The 22,583-nt window shown below is 69.9% G+C and carries 17 protein-coding genes; 8 read left to right on the top strand and 9 right to left on the bottom strand.

Going from position 1 to position 22,583, the window contains the following annotated elements; genetic code table 11:
* Positions 1-77 precede the first annotated feature (77 nt).
* From ACH413_RS01815 to ACH413_RS01825, 3 genes are read left to right on the top strand one after another with little or no spacing between them, the layout of a single operon-like run.
* Complete coding sequence (locus ACH413_RS01815) at positions 78-1,136, top strand: MFS transporter (protein ID WP_396424839.1); 1,059 nt, start codon at positions 78-80, stop codon at positions 1,134-1,136.
* Positions 1,136-1,555, top strand: a complete 420-nt coding sequence (locus ACH413_RS01820; protein ID WP_360029718.1) for a Dabb family protein — start codon at positions 1,136-1,138, stop codon at positions 1,553-1,555. The genes ACH413_RS01815 and ACH413_RS01820 overlap by 1 nt, the downstream gene beginning before the upstream one ends.
* Positions 1,555-1,935, top strand: a complete 381-nt coding sequence (locus tag ACH413_RS01825; protein ID WP_360029719.1) for a nuclear transport factor 2 family protein — start codon at positions 1,555-1,557, stop codon at positions 1,933-1,935. The genes ACH413_RS01820 and ACH413_RS01825 overlap by 1 nt, the downstream gene beginning before the upstream one ends.
* On the opposite strand, the gene ACH413_RS01830 is transcribed toward ACH413_RS01825, so the two are convergent.
* On the bottom strand, positions 1,916-4,546 hold the full coding sequence (locus ACH413_RS01830; protein ID WP_360029720.1) for an AAA family ATPase: 2,631 nt from the start codon (positions 4,544-4,546) through the stop codon (positions 1,916-1,918). The two genes, ACH413_RS01825 and ACH413_RS01830, sit on opposite strands and share 20 nt — an antisense overlap.
* 146 nt (positions 4,547-4,692) lie before the next feature.
* Here ACH413_RS01830 and ACH413_RS01835 point away from each other — a divergent pair, with 146 nt between their 5' ends.
* Positions 4,693-6,537: a protein-arginine deiminase family protein gene (locus ACH413_RS01835; protein WP_360029721.1), complete on the top strand. Its 1,845-nt coding sequence runs from the start codon at positions 4,693-4,695 to the stop codon at positions 6,535-6,537.
* 10 nt (positions 6,538-6,547) lie between these two features.
* Here ACH413_RS01835 and ACH413_RS01840 read toward each other — a convergent pair whose 3' ends face one another.
* Positions 6,548-7,282 carry a fused MFS/spermidine synthase gene (locus ACH413_RS01840; RefSeq protein WP_360029722.1) on the bottom strand — a complete coding sequence of 245 codons (735 nt, stop codon included), beginning with the start codon at positions 7,280-7,282 and terminating at the stop codon, positions 6,548-6,550.
* Positions 7,283-7,461: 179 nt separating this feature from the next.
* On the opposite strand from ACH413_RS01840, the gene ACH413_RS01845 reads away from it, so the two are divergent.
* The 3 genes from ACH413_RS01845 (at position 7,462) to ACH413_RS01855 (ending at position 9,721) form a co-directional block, all read left to right on the top strand.
* Positions 7,462-8,787 carry a M14 family zinc carboxypeptidase gene (locus tag ACH413_RS01845; RefSeq protein WP_360029723.1) on the top strand — a complete coding sequence of 442 codons (1,326 nt, stop codon included), beginning with the start codon at positions 7,462-7,464 and terminating at the stop codon, positions 8,785-8,787.
* A gap of 155 nt (positions 8,788-8,942) precedes the next feature.
* Positions 8,943-9,344: a DUF6292 family protein gene (locus ACH413_RS01850; protein WP_360029724.1), complete on the top strand. Its 402-nt coding sequence runs from the start codon at positions 8,943-8,945 to the stop codon at positions 9,342-9,344.
* 101 nt (positions 9,345-9,445) lie between these two features.
* Positions 9,446-9,721: a hypothetical protein gene (locus ACH413_RS01855; RefSeq protein ID WP_360029725.1), complete on the top strand. Its 276-nt coding sequence runs from the start codon at positions 9,446-9,448 to the stop codon at positions 9,719-9,721.
* 1 nt (position 9,722) lies between these two features.
* Here the strand turns inward: ACH413_RS01855 and ACH413_RS01860 are convergent, their stop codons facing one another.
* The 3 genes from ACH413_RS01860 to ACH413_RS01870 are packed head-to-tail and all read right to left on the bottom strand — an operon-like array spanning position 9,723 to position 13,604.
* Positions 9,723-9,848: a hypothetical protein gene (locus ACH413_RS01860; RefSeq protein ID WP_360029726.1), complete on the bottom strand. Its 126-nt coding sequence runs from the start codon at positions 9,846-9,848 to the stop codon at positions 9,723-9,725.
* Between the two features lie 42 nt (positions 9,849-9,890).
* Complete coding sequence (locus ACH413_RS01865; protein WP_360029727.1) at positions 9,891-11,705, bottom strand: ricin-type beta-trefoil lectin domain protein; 1,815 nt, start codon at positions 11,703-11,705, stop codon at positions 9,891-9,893.
* Between the two features lie 42 nt (positions 11,706-11,747).
* Positions 11,748-13,604 carry a discoidin domain-containing protein gene (locus ACH413_RS01870; RefSeq protein WP_360029728.1) on the bottom strand — a complete coding sequence of 619 codons (1,857 nt, stop codon included), beginning with the start codon at positions 13,602-13,604 and terminating at the stop codon, positions 11,748-11,750.
* Positions 13,605-13,703: 99 nt separating this feature from the next.
* On the opposite strand from ACH413_RS01870, the gene ACH413_RS01875 reads away from it, so the two are divergent.
* A complete protein-coding gene (locus ACH413_RS01875; protein WP_360029730.1) occupies positions 13,704-14,714 on the top strand; it encodes a LacI family DNA-binding transcriptional regulator in 1,011 nt (336 codons plus the stop codon).
* Here ACH413_RS01875 and ACH413_RS01880 read toward each other — a convergent pair.
* The 4 genes from ACH413_RS01880 to ACH413_RS01895 all read right to left on the bottom strand — a co-directional run bounded on the left by ACH413_RS01880 (position 14,708) and on the right by ACH413_RS01895 (position 22,545).
* Complete coding sequence (locus ACH413_RS01880; protein WP_360029731.1) at positions 14,708-15,148, bottom strand: hypothetical protein; 441 nt, start codon at positions 15,146-15,148, stop codon at positions 14,708-14,710. The two genes, ACH413_RS01875 and ACH413_RS01880, sit on opposite strands and share 7 nt — an antisense overlap.
* A 40-nt stretch (positions 15,149-15,188) precedes the next feature.
* On the bottom strand, positions 15,189-17,489 hold the full coding sequence (locus ACH413_RS01885) for a glycoside hydrolase family 95 protein (RefSeq protein WP_360029732.1): 2,301 nt from the start codon (positions 17,487-17,489) through the stop codon (positions 15,189-15,191).
* A gap of 24 nt (positions 17,490-17,513) precedes the next feature.
* Entirely contained in the window at positions 17,514-19,643 is a 2,130-nt protein-coding gene (locus ACH413_RS01890; RefSeq protein ID WP_360029733.1) for a hypothetical protein, read from the bottom strand.
* 208 nt (positions 19,644-19,851) lie between these two features.
* The gene (locus ACH413_RS01895) at positions 19,852-22,545 is read right to left on the bottom strand and encodes a BTAD domain-containing putative transcriptional regulator (RefSeq protein WP_360029734.1); all 2,694 of its coding nucleotides are present in this window, start codon (positions 22,543-22,545) and stop codon (positions 19,852-19,854) included.
* Positions 22,546-22,583 lie beyond the last annotated feature (38 nt).

Consider the following 22,583-nt stretch of genomic DNA (forward strand, 5'->3'; position numbering starts at 1 on the left):
CTTGTGGCGTGACAACACGAACTGCGCCAACGCGAACGGCCCGGGCGGTGGTCCTGGCCTCCGCCACACTCACGATCATGGCCGCGGCGATCATCGCCCCGAGCCTGCCCGCGATGGGCGAGGTGTACGGCGACGGCGTCCTGGTCAGGCTCGCCCTCACCATCACCTCGCTGGCCATCGCGGTGAGCGCGCCGCTGGCGGGCCTGGTCGCCGACCGGACGGGCCGCAAGCCGCTGCTCACGGCCAGCCTCGCCCTCTACGCCGCAGCCGGCACGGCGGGGTACTTCGTGACCAGCCTGCCCGTCCTGCTGGGCACCAGAACGCTGCTGGGCCTCGCGGTCGGCGGCGTCATGACCGCGGTCAGCGCCCTCATCACGGACTGGTTCGAAGGTCCTGAACGCGGCCGGTTCCTGGGCTTCCAGCAGGCCGCGGCCAGCCTGGGCGGAGTCGTGTTCCTGCCGCTGGCGGGCCTGCTGGCGGGCGTCGACTGGCGGTTGCCGTTCTGGCTCTACAGCGTCGCCGCGCTGATAGCCCTGGCCGCGGCGACGGGTCTGACCGGCGAACGGCCCGAGCCACCCCCGACCGTCGGTGGCCAGGCGTTCCCGCGCAAAGCCATCGGGATCTACCTGCTGGCCCTCATCGCGACCCTCGTGTTCTTCATGGCCCCGACGCAGCTGCCGTTCCTGCTGCGAGGCATGAACGCGAGCCCCGCGGTCATCGGGTTCGTGATCGCGGGCAGCACGCTCACCAGCGTCGTGGGAGCACTCGTGTTCCCGAAGCTCAAGACCACGAAGATCACCGCCATCAGCGTCGTGCTGCTCGGAGTCGGGTGGCTGGTCATCGGCTACGCGAACGGGGTCGCGCTGGTCACCGCGGGCCTGCTGATCGGCGGGTTCGGCGTCGGCCTGGTCGTGCCGAACCTCAACACGGGCCTCGCGAACCTCGCCCGGCCGGAACAACGCGGCCGGGTGCTGAGCGGGCTCGTCGCGGGGATCTTCCTGGGCCAGTTCCTGTCACCGCTCGTCATCGCACCCCTCGTCCAGGCCACGGGCATCGCGGCCGCGTTCACCTGGACCGGGGTCGTCACCACCATCGCAGGGGCGGTCCTCGCCCTGGCACCGAAGGAGAAGAACTGATGATCTACCACGGCAACCGCTTCACCCTGCGCAAGGACGCCTCGCCCGAGCAGATCGAGGAGGCGCTGGAGAGCCTGCGCAACCAGGGCCGCGTGATCCCGTCCGTCAAGTCCTTCGTGGTCGGCCGAGATTTCGGCGGCGAGTACGAGTGGGGCGCGACGTTCGTCATCGAGGACCTCGAGGGCTACTGGGAGTACCTGATCCACCCGGCGCACCGCAACACCGACCGGGTCGGGCTGCCTCTGGTGGACAAGTTCGCCTCGTTCGACATCACCGACGACGAGGACCCCGAGATGGGCGCGAAGATCGCGGCCTTGCACCAGAAGCGGTACGACAGCGACCCCGAGCTCACGCAGCTCGTGTCCGACCTCGGCGAGTACACGGGCAGCGCTGCCCCCGGCCAGCACGGAGACAAGTGATGAGCGACCTGGTGCAGGACTGGCTCGACTTCTGGAACGGCGACCTCGACCTCGCTGGGAAGATCGTCCACGAGGACTTCGTCTGGCACGTGGCGCCGCTGACCGGCGGACCGTCGGAAGACCACAGTGGACGGCAGGGGCTCGTCGAGTGGGTGCGCGGCTCCCACCAGAACATGCCCGGCCTCAAGTTCACCGTCGAGGTGGGGCCGATCTCGCAGGAGCCGTTCCACGTCGTGCGCTGGCTCGCCGAGGCCGGCGCGGTGTCGTTCCACGGCACGGACGTCCTCCGCGTCGAGGACGGCAGGATCGCCGAGTACTGGCTCAACGCGGACGGCCTCTGGGCCGCTCAGCAGCTCGGGATCATGCCGAGGCTGAGCTGAACACGTCCCCCAGCTGACGGCGTGAGTTGATGCCCACCTTGCGGAAGATGTTCCGCAGGTGGGCATCGACCGTGCGGGGGCTCAGGAACAGCCGGGCGGCGACCTCCTTGGACGTCGCCCCGGTCGCCACCAGCCGGGCGATGTGCGTCTCCTGCATGGTCAGCTCGTCGGTGGCCTGGGCGGAACGGCTGCGGGCGACCTCGCCGGTGGCCTTCAGCTCCAGCGCGGCGCGGGCGGCGAAGGCCTCCATTCCGATGGAGGACAACAGATAGTGCGCGGCGCGCAGCTGCGTTCGGGCGTCGACACGGCGGCCGGCGCGGCGCAACCACTCGCCGTACACCAGGTGGGCCCGCGCGAGCTGAGGACGGGCCGCGCTGGACTCCAGCTGCTGCACCGCCGCGACGTACGACTCCTCCTCACCCGTGACGAGGGCCCGCGAGTAGGCCGCGATGCCCTGCGCCCACGCGGTTTCGCATGGCGAAGTCCGAGAAACCAGATCCTCCAACGCTTCCGACGCGAGCGAGGACTCACCGCAGCGCACCGCCGCCTCGATCAGTTCGGGCAACGCCATCCCGGCGAGGTAGAGATCGCCCGGCGCGACCGCCTCACGAGCAGCGGCCAACGCCACCGGGTAGTCACCAAGACCGTTGTGCAGCACGGCGGACGCCCAGTGCGTGTTCGCGATCAGGCACCCGGCCCGCCGCTCGGCTTCCCGCAGCGAGTGCTCGATCTCGGCCAGCACCTCCGGCTTCTGCCCGCGATACGCGGCCAGGTGCAACCGCGCATAGCGCAACGGAGGCATGCCGACGGCATCGGCGACGGCCTCCTCCTCCGCGATGGCGGACACCGCCTTGCCGAACTCGCCGGTGATCACCGCGCCGACGGCCTGCTGGGCGAGCCCGAGCCGCAGCACGAACGGCGACCCGGTCTGCTGCCCGGTCTTCAGCAGCCACCCGGTCACCGCCGAGTGCACCTCGGTGTCCCACAGCTCACCGGCGAGCATCGTCGCCAGCGCGGGATGCCGCGTCCACACCAGATCGTCGCCGGAGAACACCCGGCGCAGCAGGGGAACGGCGGTCCGGTGGCCTTCGTCGGCGAGAAGTACCAACGCCTCCAACGCATCCGAGCCGCGCTCAAGCCCGCGAGCCTCGCGCACCACGGCGTCCATCACGCCACTGGGGCGGCCGAAGGCGAGCGCGATCTCCAGCGCGTCCAGCACGCCGTCGCGCGCATCGGCCCCGGTCATCCGGCGAGCGGCGTTCAGCACGAACGACGGCCCGTCGTTCTCCTTGTTGCGCACGAACGCGATCCGGCCGCGCAGCAGGTCCGCCCGCGCGTCATCGGTCGAGAAGGTCGTGAGCAGCTCGGCCGCGACGTCGACCGCACCAGCGTCGAGCTTCGCCTGCGCCGCGGCCACCGTGCGTTCCGCCCGCGACCCCGGCTCCACGGACAACGCCGCCGCACGCTCCAGAAACGCCGCCGCGGCAGCCACTCCGCCGCGAGCGCGGGCGCGGTCGGCGGAGCGTTCCAGCTCGGCCGCGAGCGAGTCGTCGGGCCCGGTCCCGGCCTGCGCGCGGTGCCACACCCGCCGGTCGGGATCGCTCACCGGATCGGTGACGGCAGCCAGCGCGAGGTGAACAGCCTGGCGCTGGGAGGGCGCGGCGGCGAGGTAGATGGCCGACCGGGCGAGCGGGTGGCAGAACCGCACCCGCGTGGAGATGCTGACCAGCCCGGACGCCTCGGCCTCCACCCCGGCGGATGCCACGTCGATGCCCAGCTCGGCGGCAGCGGCCCACAGCAGTCCCGGCTCACCGGTCGGATCGGCACCCGCCACGGTCAGCAACAGCTGGGCGTCGGCGGGCAGGCGCGCGGCCCGTTCCTGAAAGCTGCGTTCGATCATGCTCGGCACCGACGCCACGTCCGGCAGCGCGAACCCACCGGCCTTGGGCAGCTCCAGCAGGGCCAACGGGTTCCCGCGCGCTTCGGCGAGGAGTCGCTCCCGCACCTTGTCGTCCACGACCGCGACCGGACCGGACGTCAGCAACGCGCGGGCCTCGGCGTCGGCCAGGCCCCGCAGTTCCAGGCCGGGCAGCTCGTCCAGCCGCGACCGCGCCCACGGCCGTCGTGCCGCGAGCACGAGCACCACCGGTTCGGAGGCCAGCCGCCGCCCGAGGAACGCGAGGACCTGCGCGGACGCCTCATCCAGCCAGTGGGCGTCGTCCAGCAGGCACAGCACCGGCTCGCCGCCCGCGAGCAGGTCCAGCGTGGCCATGCCGATCCGCAGCACGTCGGGCTTCCCGCTCGCCAGTCCGAACGCGACCTCGAGCGCCTCGCGGTGATGCCCGGACAGCGAGTCCATCAACGGCAGGCACAACTGGTGCAGCGCCGCGAACGGCAGCTCGGTCTCGAACTCCGACCCGGACGCCTCCAGCACGCGGAACCCGGCGGCCGACTCCCGCATGTGGCCGAGCAACGCGCTCTTCCCGAGTCCCGCCTCGCCGCGCAGGACCAAAGCGCCACCGCGCCCGTCCCGGGCAGCGGTGAGCATCCCGGACAGGCAACGGATCTCGTCGTCCCGTCCCAGGAGCGAAGTCGAGGTGAGCGCGTCCATGAACGAACCGTATGCGAGAGCCGAGGGCACTCGTCACCCGTTCGGCCCACAACCTGAGACGGAGGCGTAGTCGCCTGTGGTCGGATGCGTCCGTATTGGGAAGTTCCCTAGCGTGGGGTGCACATGATCACGAGGGGGAACTTGTGATGAAACGCGTTGTGGCGACCACCGGTGTGGTCGCGCTGGCGAGTGTGATCTTCACGGGGATGCCGGCCACGGCGGCTCCCGGAGCGACGATCCTGGCCGACACCAACAGAACTGGCACGGTCGACTGGGCGGACCGGGCGGGCAAGGGGAAGTGGACCTCGGCCAGGGGCGCGATCTTCCTGCCGAACCTGGACGACGACGGCCGTCGCTGCAAGGTCACCGAGGAGGATCTCAAGGACCGTGCCATCGCGGTCGACGAACGGCTCGCGGCCTGCAACGACGCCCAGGACGACGTGCTCAACGGCCCGCAGGACGCCCAGGACTTCGCGCCGCTGCGGACGATGCCGCGCAACGTCGGCAGAGACGGCACGGTGTCGCTCGGCGTGGGGGAGGGCAGGTACGCCCGCCTCTGGGTCGAACGCGACGGCACCTGGACGTCCCTGGGCGAGAGCGGCACGCTCACCGCCGCTGAGCTGCGCAAGGGCGCCAAGCTGGGACTGGAGGGCCGGGACGTCATCAGGGACAAGGCTGTCTGGGACGGCACGGTCACCGTCACGCTGAAGGCCGGCGGCACGGACTCGGTGCAGCTGCGCGTGGCGCCGCTGATCCTGCAGAACGACCTGAAGGCACCGAGCAGGGTCGTCACCTCGAAGCCGATCAGCCCGGAGTACAGCGCGGGCTACGACGAGTTCGTCGCCGGTCTGCGCGCCGCGATGAAGGCGGCGGACCTGCCGGAGGACGCGCTGGCCGCGATCCCCAGCGACGACCGGTGGTTCCAGGACGTCTTCGAACCCACCACGGCCAGCATGCCGGGACCGGGCGGAAAACCGCAGGTCATACGCGTGTTGTTGCGCAGCGCCAACTACCGGCCCGCCATGGAGCTGGAGGGCAAGCCGTACCCGCCCGCTCTGCGACCCGGTGGACGCGTCGCGTTCAGCGCGTTGCGGGGTCCGGACGTCGGGGTCGTGCAGCAGTACACCGACAAGCGCGGCCCTGCCGTCGACGACAGCCTCAACTCCACCGGCAACTACGAGAGCCTGCCGCCCTATCGCGGCCACGAGCTCGGCAGGCCGTTGTACGGCAGCACCGCCGAGCGCATGCCCGACCCGTCGTTCGCGACGCTGATCGGCTCGCAGTACGCGGAACCGGTCGTCATCGACACGGGATGGCTCGCGGTAGGCCACTCCGACGAGACGGTGCACGTGATCCCGGCCCGCAACTCCCGCGGCTGGACGCTGATGGTCGCCGACCCGAGGCTGGCGCTCGACGTGCTGCGTCAGGCCACAAAGGACGGTCACGGCGCGGCGGTGCTGTTCGACGGCACCAGTGAGAAGGAGAAGCCGACGATCGACCAGGCGCTCGCGGACCCGAAGTTCGTGGCGCAGAACGAGGCCGCCGCCCGGCACGTCGACACCCAGCTCGCGGTGCTGACCAGGGAGACCGGACTCGCCGAGCGCGACCTCGTCCGGGTCCCTGTGCTGTTCCAGGAGTTCGGCTGGCAGGAGGTCGACGAGCTCACCGGGCGGATCACGCGCGCCCAGGCGGACGACCTGCGCGATCGGATGCGGTCCGGTCAGGCACCGAGCACGGTGTTCGTCGCGCACACGGCGGGCATCCCGAACGGCATCTCACTGGGCGGCGGCGTCTTCGGCGCACCCGACCCGCACGGGCCGAGGGCTGACGGCGTCGACCTGTTCAGGAGCAGGGCCGAGCAGGCGCTCGCGGGCACGCCCGTCGAGGTGAAGTGGGTCGAGGACTGGGACTTCCTGCACTGGGGAGGCGGCGAGGTGCACTGCGGGACCAACGCGTTCCGCGAGCCGACCAAGGTGGACTGGTGGCGCTGACCGACTGAGATCACAGTCCAATTGAGACGGAGGCGGGGAGACGGGCTTCGCGAGCCCTCGCTTCGAGTTCCGCGACCGGCAGCGCCGCCTTCGTCGACACGAGGACGACGTTGCCGGAGCCCGTTCCCGCCAGCACGCCCAGGTCGGCGATCACCAGCGGAACGCCGAACTGGGCGGTGATGGCGTCGACAAGCCTGGTCGTAGTGGACAGACCAGGCTGGTCGAGCACGTTCACGACGTACGTGCGATCGCCGGTCAACGCCTCGGAGACGTGCCGGTGGTACTCCGCGCTCGCGAACTCCTCCGGCATGGAACGGCCGTCGAACGCGTCCACGACGATCAGGTCGAGATCCCGCGCGCAACGGATGGTGTCGAGGCCGTTCTCGACCCGCACGGAGATCCCGGACGGCAGCGGCAGATGGGCGTTGACCAGGTCGACCAGATCCCCGTCGACGTCCACGACCAGCTGGTCGGAGCCCCGGCGGACGTGGTGCACGTAGCGCGGCAGGCTGCCGGCGGCACCGCCGATGTGCAGCGCGTTCACCGGCCCCGGAGGCAGCGCGTCGATCACGTCCGCGACCCTGCGCATCGCGTCGAACGGCAGGCTGGCGGGGTCCAGCAGGTCCACGTAGGACTGCGGGGTGCCGTCCACGCTGATCAGCCAGGCTTCGTGCCGATCGCGGTCCCGTTCCACCTCGGCCACGCCGAACCGCACGCGACGCCGTTCCACGGTCTCGAATCGCATCCGGCCATGATCGCTGTTGAGACGGTGAAATGTTGGGCGAACAAGAGTGCCTGTGGAAGCGTTCTCCTGTGGACGTGCGGATCGCCTTGTTCGCGATCGGCACCACTTATGGCTTCACAGGGGGTTTTCACACGATGAAGCAGCGAAGGCTGAGTCTCGCGTTGGCAGGTGCTGCCAGCGTGGCTTTCCTGGTCGGCACCTCGACCGCCGCGCCACCGCAGCCGGTGGCCGTGCAGGAGGGCCCGACGTACGTCTACCGCGTGCCGGCCCCGCTCGGGCAGAAGGCGCAGGACCTGCTCGCACGGGGTTTCGACGTGCTCGAGCAGCGTGACGGCGAAGACCTGTTCGTGCTGGGGTCGAAGGACACCCACACCAGGCTGACCGCGGCCGGGTTCACCGGCAAGGTCGAGTCCGTGATGGCACCGCCGTCCAGCAGCCAGAAGACGCAGGGCTACGGCGTCAACGAGACCTACTACAGCGGCTATCGCACGATCAAGGCGCACTACGCCCACCTCGACCAGGTGGCGTTCCGGTACGCGGGCCTCGCGACCGTCGTCGACTACGGCGACTCGTGGCGCAAGACCCAGGGCGCCGGCGGCCACGACCTCAGGGCCATCTGCATCACCAGGAAGAACCTCGGTGACTGCAGGCTGACGCCGAACGTCAAGAAGCCGCGGATGTTCGTGTCGGCGCAGATCCACGCCCGCGAGATCACGACCGGCGACATGGCGTGGCGCTGGATCGACCACCTGACCCAGGGCTACGGCAAGGACGCCGAGGTCACGTCGCTGCTCGACACCACCGAGGTCTGGGTCGTGCCGATCGCGAACCCGGACGGCGTGCAGATCGTCCAGTCCGGCGGCGACTCGCCGAAGCTGCAGCGCAAGAACGGCAACTACACCAACGGTCCGAGGGAATGCCCGACGACAGAGGACCCGTACGCGCAGATCGGCATCGACGTCAACCGGAACTTCAACGCCCAGTGGGGTGACAACGGCACGTCGTCCGACCCGTGCCACCAGGTCTACCGCGGCCCGAGCCCCGACTCCGAGGTCGAGACGAAGGCACTGGAGAAGTTCTTCCGCGCGCTCTACCCGGACACGCGCGGTCCCGGCGTGAACGACCCGGCGGACCCGAAGACGCGCGGCATGGTCATCACCATGCACGCCGCGCTCAACGTCGTGCTGCTGCCGTGGGGCTACACCACCACGCCGTCGCCGAACGACGGGCCGCTGCGCGCGATGGCCAAGGACATGGCCGGGCTCGCGGGTCCCGACTGGCAGTACGGCCAGCCAGGTGAACTGCTCTACACCGCGGGCGGCTCGATCGACGACTGGGTGTACGGCGAGCTCGGCGTTCCCCACTACACGTGGGAGATCGGCAACTGGGAGGGCTCGTGCACCGGGTTCCTGCCCGAGTACTCCTGTCAGGACGGGCACTGGGCGAAGGTCGAGCCGATGCTGACCTACGCGACGAAGAAGGCCGCGAACCCTTACGGCGGCTGATCGTCCGACCGTTTCCGGGGTCTCCGAGGCGAGGCCGATCGAGACCCCGGAAACCGGTGATGATCAGACTCGACCCCGGGGACTGTGGTGCACGCCATGCGGACTGGCCTCGTCCGGCCGGTTTCGCCGACACCCCGCAGGGGTATCCGCGCGACATGACCATGGAGTCCGAGATCGACTTCGACATCGACTTCGACGATGCGGTGGCCCGCGAGGTGCGGAGCTACATCAGCGAGATCGTCACCGGCCTCGGACTGCGCGGCGACAGCTCGTGCATCGACGCGGAGCCGCTGACCGGTGCCTACGTGGCGCTGGACGGGCGTCTACCGGACTTCCCCCGCCATTACGTCGCCCTGGTCTGGAACGAACTGAGCGGCTGGTCGGTCGCCGTGGAGGACCGTCTCGGGGACCTCGTGGACGTCGCGCGGCTCAGTGGCGACCCGCGGCCGGCACCCGCCGACGTGGTCCGCTGGGTCAACGGGCTGCTGCACCGGGAGCAGACCAACCGCGACTTCGCCGCCTTCGTGCCGGAGCAGCGGGGCATCGTTCTTTCGTAGATTCGCCGTCCGGTGGTTTGCCGTGGGCCAGGCGCGGGTACCCGGTGCCGCGTCAAGCAGTCGGCGCGCCTTGTCCCCGGCTGTCCAAAGGCGGCGATCACGTGCATTCCAGCTCACTGGACCGAGCGATCTGCGACGCTCTCGTCCTCCTCCGTGCCACTGGGGGAGCGAACCTCTCCGACCAGGCCGAACGGGCGCGCAAATCCCTGGCGAAGGCCGTGATGGACGCCCCGGACGCGCCGCGCCAGGCTCTGGCGCACGTCGCCGTCGCCGACGAACACCTCGAGTACGGCGAGCTGATGGAGGCTCGCACGCTCCTGACGGCGGCGCGCGGGTTCCTTCCCGGCGCACGCGCCGCGGTACCGGCTCGCGCCTGACTCAGTCCGGCGGTGCGGCGGGGTCGAAGGGCTCCTCCGGAGGCGCCTCGGGCTCCTCGACGTCGAGGTCGTCGAGGCTGGGGGTACCGGGGGAGTGGGGTGCTTCGGGATTCAACGCATCGGTCATGCCGCCCGGTTACCCGTGCGGCATGACCTCAAGCGTTCTCACCTAAGCGGGTACGGTCCACCGCTGGTTCGCCCCACCTGTGCAGGACCAGATCTGCAGCTTCGCGCCGTCGGCCGTGCTGTTGCCTATGACGTCGAGGCACTTACCGCTGCCGACATTCACCAGCGTGCCGTTGGAGGCCGTCCACCGCTGGTTCGGTCCGGCGAAGCAGTCCCACAACTGGACCGCGGCGCCGTCCGCCGTGCCGTTGCCGGTCACGTCGAGGCACTTGCCCAGGCCCCGCACCGTGCCGTCGGTGCCCAGCGTCCACGTCTGGTTCGGGCCGCCGAAGCAGGACCACAGCTGCGGGAGGTTGCCGTTCGTGGTCGAGCCGTCGGTGACGTCGAGGCACTTGCCGCCCAGGCCCGTGATGGCGCCGGTGCGGCCGCCGGGCTGGCCGGGGTCGAGCGTGCCGGGCCACGTGAACGTCGCCATCGCGCCGGCCGGCAGGTTGTAGCCGAACGTCTGGCCGTTGTAGGAGACGCGGAAGTTCTGCTGGCCGCCCGAGTTCAGCGCGACAAGGACGATCTGACCGTTCGGGTTGCGGAACGCGACGTTCTGCACGCCGCCCTCGCCGAAGCCGGTCGAGTCGATGCGGACCGCGCCGGGCTGCACGAACTTCGACAGGTGACCGAGGACGTAGTACTCGGCGTTGTACGTGACGTTGGAACCGATGGTCGAGACGACACCGGTGCAGTTGGTGCAGCTGCCGATCACCGGGCCGTTGTTCTGGTCCAGCGCCATGTTCCAGATCGCGACGGACCGCGCGTGGTTGCGCGTGGCGCCGATCGCGAGGTTGATGCCCTGCCAGCGCAACGTGTCGCGGAACGTCGCCGCGTCGTTCGCGGACTTCGTGCCCGAGCACTCGGTGAAGAAGATGTCCTTGCCGGGCTGGTTGTTCTTCACGGTGGACTGCCCGCTCGGGTTGCCGCCGTAGCAGTGCCACGCGGAGCCGATCACGTTGTTGCCCGCGCCGTTGTTCACGGTCTGCGGGTAGTTCGTGTCGTCCCAGTTGTGGTCGTAGCCCAGCAGTCGCGCCTGCTCACCGGCCGCGCGCAGCTTCGGCACCAGCGTGTTGATGACGTTGACCTGCTGCTGCGCCGACATCCTCATGCCGGGGTAGCCCGGCGGTTCGAAGTTCGGCTCGTTCTGCACGCTCAGGTAGTCGATCGGGATGCCCGCGGCCTTGTACGCCTGCGCGAACTTGACCAGGTAGTCCGCGTACACGCCGATCCGGCTGTCGTTGAGCTGGCCCTGGATGAGGCTGTTGTTGTTCTTCATCCACGCCGGCGCGCTCCACGGCGTCGCCATCACGGCGACCTGCGGGTTGAGCTGCTTGGCCTGCTGCAGGAGCGGCAGGATGTAGGCGTTGTCGTGCGCGGTGGAGAACCGCGAGAGCGTCGGGTCCGCCGCGCCGTCGTTGTAGGTGTAGAAGTTCCGCGAGAAGTCGGACGCGCCGATCGGCTGGCGGATGAAGCTCATGCCGATGCCGCTGGTCTTGTTGAACAGGTTGTTCATGATCTCGTTGCGGCGCGGCGAGTTGAAGATGTTCCACGCCGCGGCGTCCGTGAACGACGCGCCGAAGCCCACCATCGACTGGTAGGTGGAGTTCGGGTTCACGGTGATCGTCGACCCGGTGCCACCCGAGCCGAACGTCACGTCCGCCTGTTTGGTCAGGGCGTTCACCTTGTCACCGGTGGTCAGCCACACGCTCGCGTTGGTCGCCGCGGTGGCGGAGGGGGAGACCAGGGTGCTTCCCGCCGTGACCACCGCCGCCGCGATCGCTATGCCGCGCCAGCGTTTTGTCGTCTTTGACATTCAGCGCTCCTTGCAGGGGTTTGGGCGCCCGTCAGCTGATGTTCAGTTGTGCAAACGGAAATCGGCGATGCTCCACCAGTTGCCGGCGGCACCGGTGGACGTGATGCGGACGTACCGCGCGCTCGTGCGACGGACGTCGATGTTCGTCAGCTGGCCGACGCCCTCGCCCGACGCGATGGCGCGCCAGGACGTGCCGTTGTCGCTGACCGAGAGCTCCCAGTTGCGGGCGTAGTCACCGAGGTTGCCGCCGGAGTCGACCGCGACGCGGCGGAAGTCCTTGCGGCGCCCCAGATCCACCTGGAGGTACTGGCCGGGAGTCTGAGGACCGCCGTTGGACCAGCGGGTCGACGCGTCGTCGTCGATCGCGAGCGCGCCGTCAGGAGACGCGGTGGCGCCGGTCAGCGGCACGAGGTCCAGCTTGCTCTTGTGCTGGCTGGTCCAGGTGAACGTCGCCAGCGCACCGCCGGGCAGGGTGTACTCGAAGGTGCGGTCGCCGACGTTGACCGCGAACGAACGCGGCTCGTCGTTCTCGTTGTGCACCACCAGAGCCGTGGAACCGTCGGGGTTGCGGAACGCGGCGTCCATGATCTGGCCGTTCCAGCCGGTCGTGCCGAACGACGTGCTCGCGATGCGGCGCGCACCGGGCTTCACGAACTTCGAGAGGTGGCCGATGGTGTAGTACTCGGCGTCGGTGACCACGGAGCCGTCCGGCTGCACGGTGACGAGGCCGGTGCACGTGCCGCAGCCGCCGTTGTGCGGGCCGCCGGTGCTGTCCAGCGCGATGTTCCAGTTGACCGCGCTGCGGGCCCAGTTGCGGGTGGTGCCGAGGACGACGTTGCGGGCGTGCCAGCGCAGGGTGTCGCTGAAGACCTTGGCGGGCGGGTCGGTGGCGCCCTTGGAACCGGAGCACTCGGTGAACCAGATCCCCTTGTCCGGGAAGGCGTTGCGCAACGCGGTCTGCGCGCTCGGGTCACCGTAGTAGCAGTGGTACGCGGTGCCGGCGAGCCATTTCGCGGCCTTGCTGTTCAGGATCTGGTACGGGTAGTCGGCTTCCGCCGTGCCGTCGTTCGGGTGCGTGGCCCAGTTGTGGTCGTAGCCCAGGATCTTGGTGCGCGGGCTGGCGAGCCTGAGCTTCGGGCCGAGCGCCTCGATCACCTTGATCTGCGCCGCGACGGGCATGTCCGTGCCGGGGTAGGCGTCCGGCTTGCGGTTCTGCGGCTCGTTCTGCACGGACAGGAAGTCGACCGGCACCCCGGCCCTCGCATACGCCTGCACGAACTTCACGAGGTACCGCGCGTAGGCGTCGTAGACCTTCGGGTCGTCCTTGAGCTTGCCGCCGACGAGCGAGTCGTTGTCCTTCATCCACGCCGGCGGGCTCCACGGCGTGGCCATGACCTTCAGGCGCGGGTTGAGGCGCTTCGCCTCGCGCAGCAACGGAAGGATCTTCGCCTCGTCGTGCCGGACGCTGAAGTTCCTGAGCGGGAAGTCGGTCTGGCCGGCCGGTACGTCGTCGTAGGTGTAGTGCTCCGCGGCCGCCGTGAAGTCGGACGAGCCCACGGGCTGGCGCAGGAAGCTGACGCCGATGCCGTCTCGCGGATCGAACAGCTTGCGCAGGGTGTCGGCGCGGACGGCAGGGGAGAGGCCCGCGAGCACCTCGGCCGAGGAGTCCGTGATCGAGGCGCCGAAGCCGTCGACCTCCTGGTAGCGGCGGTCGGGGTCGACCACGATCGTCGGGTGCGCCGACTCGCTGGCGCCGAACGTGACGCGCGGCCGTTCGTGCATCAGCTCCGCGCGGTCCGGCGTGGTCACCCACACCCGCACCTGGGGTGCGCTGGAGGCTTCTGCTGTCGGCACGGCGGTCAGGCCGATCACCAGGGCGACGATCGCGGTACGTCTCATGTAACACCCATTCATCACTGTGAAACATCAGCTTCCAGGATGAAACACCCGGCCGTGTCGAGGGTCAATGGTCTAGAGGATTTCCGGTACATTGACCAGGTGGAACGCAAGATCGAGAACGTGAAACAACGCGCGAGCCTGCGGGACATCGCGGCGGAGACCGGTGTCTCGATCGCGACCGTCTCCCGCGTGCTCAACGATCACGTGAACGTCGCCCAGCGCACCCGTGACCTGGTCCTGCAGGCCGTCGAACGGCGCAAGCAGGACGTCGTGGCGTCGAGAACGCGCACGGTCTACGTCCGCTGCCCGTACGTCCTGACGGACTACTTCGGCCTGATCGTCTCGTCGATCGCGGACACGCTGAAGCTGCACGGCCTGCGCATGCTGCTGGACGCGGGTGAGTCGGGCCAGGGTTCCGACGCGCTGCGCGGCCTGCCCGGCCAGGCCGACATCGACGCCGCGATCCTCATCCTGCCGCCGGAGGAGGGTGACGAGCTGGTCGCGTTGTCCCGCGCGGGCTACCCGTTCGTCGTGGTCGACCCGCGCGTCCTGCCCCTGCCCGACATCGCCTCCGTGTCCGCCGCCCACTTCGCGGGCGCGCGTGCCGTGGCCGACCACCTGATCGAGCTGGGGCACCGCGACATCGCCGTCATCGCCGGCCCGGAGGAGTGGCTGGCAGGCGACGCGCGCCTGGCCGGCCACCGCGCGTCCCTGGCCAAGGCGGGGGTGCTGCTCACGCCGGATCGCCTGCGCCACGTCGAACCCACTGTCGCGCACGGTGCGCGTGCGGCGGCGGAACTGCTGGACCTGGAGCCCCGCCCGTCCGCGATCGTGTGCTTCAACGACAAGGTCGCCGTCGGCACGCTGCACGCCGCACGCGAACGGGGCCTGCGCGTGCCGGAAGACCTGTCGGTGGCCGGGTTCGACGACATCGACCTGGCCGAGGCCACGAACCCGCGGCTGACGACCGTGCGGCAACCGTTGCAGGAGATGGGAAGCATCGCCGTCACGCAGCTGATGCGGGTGCTGGACGGGCATCGACCCGAGGCGCTGCACATAGAGCTGGCGACGACGCTGGTGGTGCGGGACTCCACCGCGCCGCTTCAGTGAACGACACCCCAGGTGCGCACGGCGGGGTCGACGAGGACCTGGAGGTGCTGCTCGCCGTCGTAGTGGTCGCAGTGGTGGCGCACCTCGAAACCGCCACCTGAAGCCGGAATCCACAGCGTCAGCGCGTGCGAGACGGACTCGCCGTCGTCGTGGGCGGTGCTGTCGAGCACCTCGGCGACCACCGTGATCCCCTTCGCGCGCAACGCCGCGGTCTCCTTGGCGGACTCGCCCGCCGAGGCCCAGATCGCCGCGCAGATGACCGCGGTCACGAGCAGGGCGAACTCCCACAACACGATCGCCCACCACGGCTCACCGGAGAAGGCGACCGCCACACCACCCGCGACCACCGCGACCAACGCGAGTCCGGAGACCAGGCGCTGTGCCGTCGCGGAACGCGGGCTCGTCAGGCTGACTTCGGCGGGGTTCGCGGTCACCAGCCGATCTTAGGCAACTGGTGACCACGACCCGGTCGTTTCACGGGCGCAGCGTGACCGACTGGCCCTTGCGCAGGTTGATCTTCTTCTTCCACCTGCCGAAGCGGACCTCGGTCTCGGTCCCGCCGACGCTGCGGACCGTCGCGCTGGTGACCTTGCCGTCCTTCCACGCCAGGTCGACGGAGAAGCCGCCGCGGGCACCGATTCCGGTGACCGAGCCGGTCTTCCACGCCGGCGGCAGCGCGGGCAGCAGTTCGATCACGCCCGGCCGGGCGTACAGCAGCATCTCCAGCATGGCGGCCGGAGCGCCGAGGTTCGCGTCGATCTGGAAGATCGACCGGTCGCCGAAGCTGTACATGTCGAAGAAGTTCGGCGCCGTGCCGTTCGCATAGTTGATAGACGGCCGGATCACCTTCTGCACCAGCTCGTACGCCCTGGTCGCGTCCTTCAGCCGCGCCCAGCACGCCGCCCGCCACGCCAGGCCCCAGCCGAAGCTCTCCATGCCGCGGGTGATCAGGTGCTGCTTCACGCCCTCGATCAGCGCGGCGGGGGAGTCGTCGCGGTTGATGCGGTCACCGGGGAAGAAACCGACGAGCGGCGACAGGTGCCGGTGCGTGGTCTCGCCGAGGTCGTCCGGCGACATCCACTCCTGCAGCATGCCGGTCTTCGGGCTGACCACCGGCAGGTACAGCCGGTCCCGCAGGCCGGACATCCTGCGGCCGTAAGCCTGGTCGCGGCGCAGCACGTCGGTCGCGACGCGGTACTTGCCGAACAGGTGGTGCACCAGTTCCTGGTTGTAGGTGTTGCCGCGGGTGTCCTGCGGGCCGTGCTCCGGCGACCAGTCGTGGTCGTCCACCAGGCCCTGCGGCGTCTCGACCAGGCGTGCTTCCCAGAACTCGCAGGCGCCCTTGAGCAACGGGTAGATCTTGGCCAGGTAGTCGCGGTCGAGCGTGTACTCGTAGTGCTCGAACAACGACATGCACAGCCACGCGTTGCCGCCGGGGTGCCACCACCAGCCGCTGCCGCCGTAGATGTTGGTGGAGAAGGCGACCGCCCACCCGGCCACGCGGTTGTTGCTGTTGCGGAACCGGTTGCGCTCGTCCTGGTACACCGACTGCGTGGTGTTCGTCCACGCCGGAAGCTGCGCCACGCAGTAGTTCGCGAGCGCGTCGAACGTGTCCGACAGCGCGGCCCGGTCCGCGAGCCAGTAGTTCATCTGGATGTTGATGTCGGTGTGGTAGTCGCTGTACCAGTCGGGGTTGTTGTTCGACAGCCACAGGCCCTGCAGGTTGATCGGCAGGTTGTCGCGCGAGCCCGTGATGGCGAGGTAGCGGCCGAACTGGAGGTAGCTCGCCTCCAGCTCCGGGTCGGGCGCGGGGTTCGCAGCCCTTGCCTGCAAACGGGTCCACGTGTCCATCGCGCGCTGGGCGTCGGTGGAACGGCCGAGGTCGACCTTCTGCCGGTCGTACTTCTTGCGGTAGTCCGCGACGTGCGTGCGCAGCAGGGCGTCGGCCTTGGCGCGCACCGCAGCCTTCTGCAGCGCGAGCTTGGCGGGCTCGACCAGCGGGTCCATGAAGCCGGTCGAGGCGTCCGGGACGTAGTTCGTGCCGCCGGAGAACACGATCACCAGGTCGGAGCAGCCCGTGAACGAAAGGTTCGCACCGTCCACTTTGACCGTTCCATCAGGACTGAACGCCGTCACGACACCGCTGTACGCCAGCTTGTTCGGGAACGAGCCGGTGAAGACGGCCGCGGTGTGCGGAGCGTCGCCCACAGCGGGTTCGCCATGTGCGCCGACCAGGGTGACGGTGCCGGTCTGGTTCGGGCCGACGAGCCGGACGATCACCACGTCGTCCGGGTGGCTGGAGTAGATCTCCCGCCGGTACTGCTTGCCGCCGGAGGTGTACCTGGTGGTGACGAGGCCGTTGCTCAGGTCGAGTTCGCGGCGGTAGTTCGTGGCACCCGCGTGGCCCGGAACGTTGACGTAGAGCTTGGCCAGCATCGAGAACGTGCCGAAGTGCGAGTCGTACGGCAGCTGGCCGTCGCCTTCGAGGGTGTCGTTGAGCTCGCCGGTCCACAGCGTGACGTCGGTCAGGTACAGGAAGTCCTTCTCGACGCCACCGCCGACGAGCGCGCCGAGGCGGCCGTTGCCGATCGGCAGGCCCTGCTCGATGATCTTCGCCTCGTCGGCGGGAGCGGGGTACCAGAGGGTCGTCGGGTTGGGGGTGAGCGGGTTGCCACTCGGTCGGTAGGGCTCGGCGTGGGCGGAGAAGGTCGGCAGGACCATGGCACCCAGCCCCAGCGCACCGGCGGCCTTCAGGAAGTTGCGACGTGAGGTCATCGTTGACTCCGTTGGGAGGGCTGATCAGCGGGCGTCGAGGCTGGACACGTGCACGGCGTCGTCCGGTCCACGCACGGCGACCCAGGTCGATCCGTTCGCACCGGGTGCTCCGCCCACCGCGCCGGTCAGCGCGTTGCTCACGAACTGGTCGCGCTTGGTCCACCAGGTGCCCGCGCCATCGACGAGGTCCTGCTGCCACAGCGTGTAGTCGCTGCCGCGGACGAAGACGTTGACGCGGTCACCGTTGGCGACCGCCGTCGGGCTGCCGCTGATCACGCCGCCCAGCGAGGTCCACGCGGACCAGCCGTTCGCGGTGCGCCTGCGGTACCAGGCGGAGTCGTCCTGCAGCCGGACCGTGACGAACGTGCCGGACGCGACCGTCGCGGCAGAGGGCCTGCCGTAGATCTGCTGGTTGCCGGGCGAACCGACCGAGGTCCAGGTGCTGTTCGCCTTGTCGCGCGTCCACACCCGGCCGTCGGCGCCGCGGCCGAACAGGCTCCAGCTGTCCGGTCCGGTGAACGCCACCGACACGGAGTCGGTCAGCGTGCCGCCGAGCGAGGTCCAGTTGCCCCACTTGTTGTTCGCGAAGGTCCGTTGGTAGGCCACGTTGTCCGTGCCGCGGACGAAGAGGTCGATCCGGCCGTTCGGGCTCGCGAACGCCGAGGGCTGGCCGAGGACCTGACCGTTCTTCGGGCCGCCGAGCACGACCCAGTTGCGCCACTCGCCGTTGACCATCGAGCGCTGCGTGAGGCGTCCGGACTTGTCGCGCGCGAACGTCGCCATGGTCTTGTCGTCCCAGCGGATCAGCGCCGGGCTGGCCGAGGTCTCGCCACCGACGTCGGTGCCGGGAACGGCCGTCTCGCCGCGCAGCTTGAGGAACGCCGTGCCGTGCGCGGGAACCGTGACGGTGTGGGTGCCGGTCGCCGTGCCGCGGTCGGCGCGGGCGCGCAGGTCGCGGACGGAGACGCTGCCCTTGAGGCCGGTGTCGGCGAGGGTGATCGTGAACTCGGTGGGCTGGTCGTTGCGGTTGAGCACCGCGACGGCCCGCTCTCCCTTGCCGGACAACACCTTGCTGTAGACGTCGACGTTGTTCGAACCGGCGACGCGCACGCCCTGGATGGCCAGCGGGTCCTGGTCGACCGCGATGATCTCGGGGTTCTTCAGCGTCTCGATCATCGACGGCGGCAGCGTGCGCGGGTCCGAGCCGATGATCAGCGGCGAGGCCATCACCGACCACATGACGAGCTGCGAGGCCGACTCCTCCTCGTTGAGCTCGTACGTGCCCTGCTCCGTCTTGCGCATCGGGATCAGGTAGTCCGGGTCGTTGTAGTGACCGGGACCCTGTGCACCGGGCCGGTAGAGGTTGCGGTCCATGTTGCGCAGCACGTCGCGCCAGATGCCCTCGTACGGCGTGCCGAACGCGACGTCCGTGCTGGTGCGCCACGAGTCGCCGACGCGCGGTCCGTACGTGTAGGCCACGTACGCGGTCTGGTCCCAGCGGTGCGGCACGCCCCACTCGTCGGTGACCGGGTTGCAGAGGTTGAGGATCATCTTCCGCCCGGCCTTCTGCACCGCGGCGGAGAACTGCGTGAAGGCGACGGCCGGGTCCATGTTCTGCGCGATGCCGCACAGGAAGTCGATCTTGATGGCGTCGAACTTCCACCCGGCGAACTGCTTCGCGTCCGCCTCGTAGTACCCGCCACCACTGCCGGCGGCGCAGTTCTTGCCGTCCCAGGCACCCGCGTCGGTGTAGATGCCCGCCTTCAAACCCTTGGCGTGCAACGTGTCCACCAGCTTGGTGAACCCGGACGGGAACCGCGCGGGGTCGGGCACGAGCGCGCCCTTGCCGTCGCGCGGCGGGCTCGCGTTCCACCCGCCGTCGATCCACACGATGGTGTAGCCGGCCTTCGCGAGGCCGCTGCTGACGAGGTGGTCAGCCACCCCGAGCACCTTCTCCTCCGACGCCGCGCCCACGGCGAAGTAGGAGTTCCACCCCATGTACGGAGTGCGTGCGATGCCCGAGTCGTAGTAGGTGGGCGCGCCTTGGTCGACACCCGCGTGTTCGACCGGGGCGGACGGTGCGGCGGCGGCAACCGCCGTGGGCGCCAGCAGCGCCAAAGCGATGGTGGCCACGGACAGCAGGGTTCTCGGCATACCCGTACCTCTCGTCGTCGAGTGGCCAAAGCATGCTTCGGCCATCCGATCGCGTCAAGAATAAATACTAAATTAAGTTTAGAAATCCCTGCGCCCGGACGTACCGTACAGTGCTCCGACCTATGACAACGAGACAAGTTGTTGACACAAAGATCGAGTGCTCAATGTGCAGGTAGAGGCGATGTGAACGGGACGGCCTACCGCGATGTCATCCGAGGTGTTCGATCAGCTCGCGCATCCGCTCGGCGTCCGCGCTCCGGTCCGCCTGGAGGTACAGCTGCCTGGCCTCGGACCACGCCACGCGTGCCTGCTCCTGCTCGCCGAGCGCCGCGTGCGGCCGTCCGAGGTGTTCGAGGACCTCGGCGAGCACTTCGGCGGCGAAGCCGAGCTCCCTCAGCATGGTGATCGACTGACGGTGCCTGACGATCGCCTCGCGGTGCCGCCCGGTGAGGTGGTCGACGTACCCGAGGCTGTCGAGCGTGGTCGCGATGCCGGTGCGGTAGTCGTGGGCGACGTGCACCTGGAGCGCTTCCTCGCAGTGGGAGCGGGCGACGTCGTACTCGCCGACGCGGGCCGCGTGCCATCCCACCAGGTTCAGCGCACTGGCGACCAGCTGCTCGTCGTCACCTTCGCGCGCGACGGTCACGGCCTGCCGCGCGTGGTGCAACGCCTGGTGGTCGTCGCCGCGGCGTTCCCACACCCAGGCCAGGTCGACGAGCGCGTACGCCTGCTGCCGGATCAGGCCGTGCTCCAAGGTGAGGGCGATGGCGTGCTCCAGGTCCCGTGCCGCCTCGTCGAGCTTGCCGACGCGGACGTGGGCACGGCCGAGGAAGCGGTGGGCGCGGACCCGGTCCTCGACCTGCGGCAGGTGCCGGGTGGCCTCGATCCCCATCCGCCAGATGTCCAGGTCCTCCTGGTGATGACCTCGCCGGTGGACGTAGAGGTGCACGGTCCAGACCAGCTGCCAGACGAGCTCGTGACGTTCCTCCTGCACGGCCTGGCGCAGGAGCGCGCTCAGGCAGGCGTACTCCGCGTCCAGCCAGCGGAGCGCGGCGGCGGAGTCGGCGAACGAGCCGGGCCGCACGCCTTCGGACAGCGGCCCCAGGGCGACCATCGACTGGTAGGGGTTGAACGCGAGGGTCGCGGCGCACAGGGTGTGCAGGTAGTAGTCCGTCAACCGCTGCGACGCCGTCGCGTCCGGGATCGCTGTCGTGACCGCATAACCGCGAATCAGGTCGTGCATGGCGTATCGGCCGCGTGCGTCCTGGAAGAGCAACGAGGCCGTCTGGAGTTCACGCAGCACGCGTGTGGTGGCGGCCGCGCTCAGTCCCGTGAGGCCGGCCGCCGCCGGCAGGCTGATGTCCGGGCCGGGCGCGAGGGCGAGCAGGCCGAACACCCGTTGCTGCTCGGGGGTCAGCGCCCGGTGCGAGGTGGCGAGCACCGCGGGCAGGCTGGCCAGGGGATCGTCGTCGTCCAACGCGTCCAAACCGGACTCGCGCAGCTCCGCGGCCAGCAGGGTCAGCGACAGGCCGGGGTTCGTGAGCGCCCGGCCGGCCAGCAACCCCAGTGCGAGCGGGAAACCACGGCACCAGTCCAGCAGGCTGCTCACCGCGTCCGGTTCGGCGGCCAGGCGGGACGCGCCGAGGCGGAGCTCCAGCAGGGTTCTGGCGTCGGCGTCCCCGAGCACCGTCAGGTCCAGGTGGCGTGCGCCGTGCCGGGCGATCAACGTGCTCAGCACCCGGCGGCTCGTGACCAGCACCGTGCACGTGTGGCCGCCGGGCAGCAGCGGCACGGCCTGCTCGGCGGTGGCCGCGTTGTCCAGCAGCACCAGCATCCTGCGGTCCGCGACCAGGCTGCGGAACAACGCCTCCCGCGCGTGCGGCTCGGCCGGGATCTGTTCCGCCGCGACGCCCAGCGCGTCGAGGAACCCGCGCAGCACCGCGGCCGGGTCGAGCGGCGCGTTGTCCGGGGTGAAGCCGAGCAGGTCGACGAACAGCTGTCCGTCCGGAAAGGACGCCGCCCGTTCGTGCGCCCAGTGCAGGGCGAGCCAAGTCTTGCCGATGCCGCCCGCACCCGCGATCGCCGAGATCACCACCGTGCCGTTCGACCCGGCCACCGCCGCGTCGAGCCGGTCCAGTTCCTCGCGTCGTCCCACGAACGGCGTCGGCGCGGCCGGCAGCTGACGCGGTACGGCCCTGGGGGTCCCGGGCGCTCCGGCGAGCAGCCGGGCGTGCAGTTCCTGAAGCGCGGCACCGGGATCCGCGCCGAGTTCGGCCACCAGTGACGCCCGCACCCGCCGGTAGTGGTCCAGCGCGTCCGCCGTGCGCCCCGCCTGGTGCAGCGCCCGCAGGTACTGGCCCGCCACCTGTTCGTCCAGTGGATGCTCGGCGGCCCGCGCCGCCAGCTCCGCCACCAGCTGGGCGCCGTGCCCCAGCCCCAGCCGGGCGTCCACGAGGTCGTGCGTCAGCGCCAGCCGTTCCCGGTCCAGCCGGTCTCGTTCCTCCTCGGCCCAGCCGCCGGACAGGCCCGCCAACGGCTCACCGCGCCACAGCGCCAGTGCCTCGGTGAGCAGCCGGACCGCCCCGGCGGGGGACTCCGTCCGTCCGGCGGCGGCGAGCTCCCGGGACCGGTGCAGGTCGACCGGCCCGGTCAGCACGTACCCGCCCGCCCGGTGCGCGATGGCGACCTCGCCGCCCGCCAGCACCTGCCGCAGCCGGGAGACGTGGCTGTGCAACGTCTCCCGGCCACGCCTGGGCACGTCGTCTCCCCAGACCCGGTCGAGCAGGCGGTCCACCGGGACCACCTGTCCGGCGTCCACCGCCAGCGCGGCCAGCAGGCACCGCTGCTTGGGCGGGCCCAGGTCGGTCTCTCCCGCCGACACCTCGCCCAGCAAGCACAACACGCTGATCAGCCTCCCCCTCACGGAGAGTACTGATCAGC

The organism is Lentzea sp. NPDC020367 (assembly GCF_044387305.1).
GTDB lineage: Bacteria > Actinomycetota > Actinomycetes > Mycobacteriales > Pseudonocardiaceae > Lentzea.

Excerpts from the sequence above, each read along its gene's own strand:
- ACH413_RS01815 (WP_396424839.1), top strand. The coding sequence starts at position 78 with ATGGCCGCGGCGATCATCGCCCCGAGCCTGCCCGCGATGGGCGAGGTG.
- ACH413_RS01820 (WP_360029718.1), top strand. The coding sequence starts at position 1,136 with ATGATCTACCACGGCAACCGCTTCACCCTGCGCAAGGACGCCTCGCCC.
- ACH413_RS01825 (WP_360029719.1), top strand. The coding sequence starts at position 1,555 with ATGAGCGACCTGGTGCAGGACTGGCTCGACTTCTGGAACGGCGACCTC.
- ACH413_RS01830 (WP_360029720.1), bottom strand. The coding sequence starts at position 4,546 with ATGGACGCGCTCACCTCGACTTCGCTCCTGGGACGGGACGACGAGATC.
- ACH413_RS01835 (WP_360029721.1), top strand. The coding sequence starts at position 4,693 with ATGAAACGCGTTGTGGCGACCACCGGTGTGGTCGCGCTGGCGAGTGTG.
- ACH413_RS01840 (WP_360029722.1), bottom strand. The coding sequence starts at position 7,282 with ATGCGATTCGAGACCGTGGAACGGCGTCGCGTGCGGTTCGGCGTGGCC.
- ACH413_RS01850 (WP_360029724.1), top strand. The coding sequence starts at position 8,943 with ATGACCATGGAGTCCGAGATCGACTTCGACATCGACTTCGACGATGCG.
- ACH413_RS01860 (WP_360029726.1), bottom strand. The coding sequence starts at position 9,848 with ATGACCGATGCGTTGAATCCCGAAGCACCCCACTCCCCCGGTACCCCC.
- ACH413_RS01865 (WP_360029727.1), bottom strand. The coding sequence starts at position 11,705 with ATGTCAAAGACGACAAAACGCTGGCGCGGCATAGCGATCGCGGCGGCG.
- ACH413_RS01870 (WP_360029728.1), bottom strand. The coding sequence starts at position 13,604 with ATGAGACGTACCGCGATCGTCGCCCTGGTGATCGGCCTGACCGCCGTG.
- ACH413_RS01885 (WP_360029732.1), bottom strand. The coding sequence starts at position 17,489 with ATGACCTCACGTCGCAACTTCCTGAAGGCCGCCGGTGCGCTGGGGCTG.
- ACH413_RS01890 (WP_360029733.1), bottom strand. The coding sequence starts at position 19,643 with ATGCCGAGAACCCTGCTGTCCGTGGCCACCATCGCTTTGGCGCTGCTG.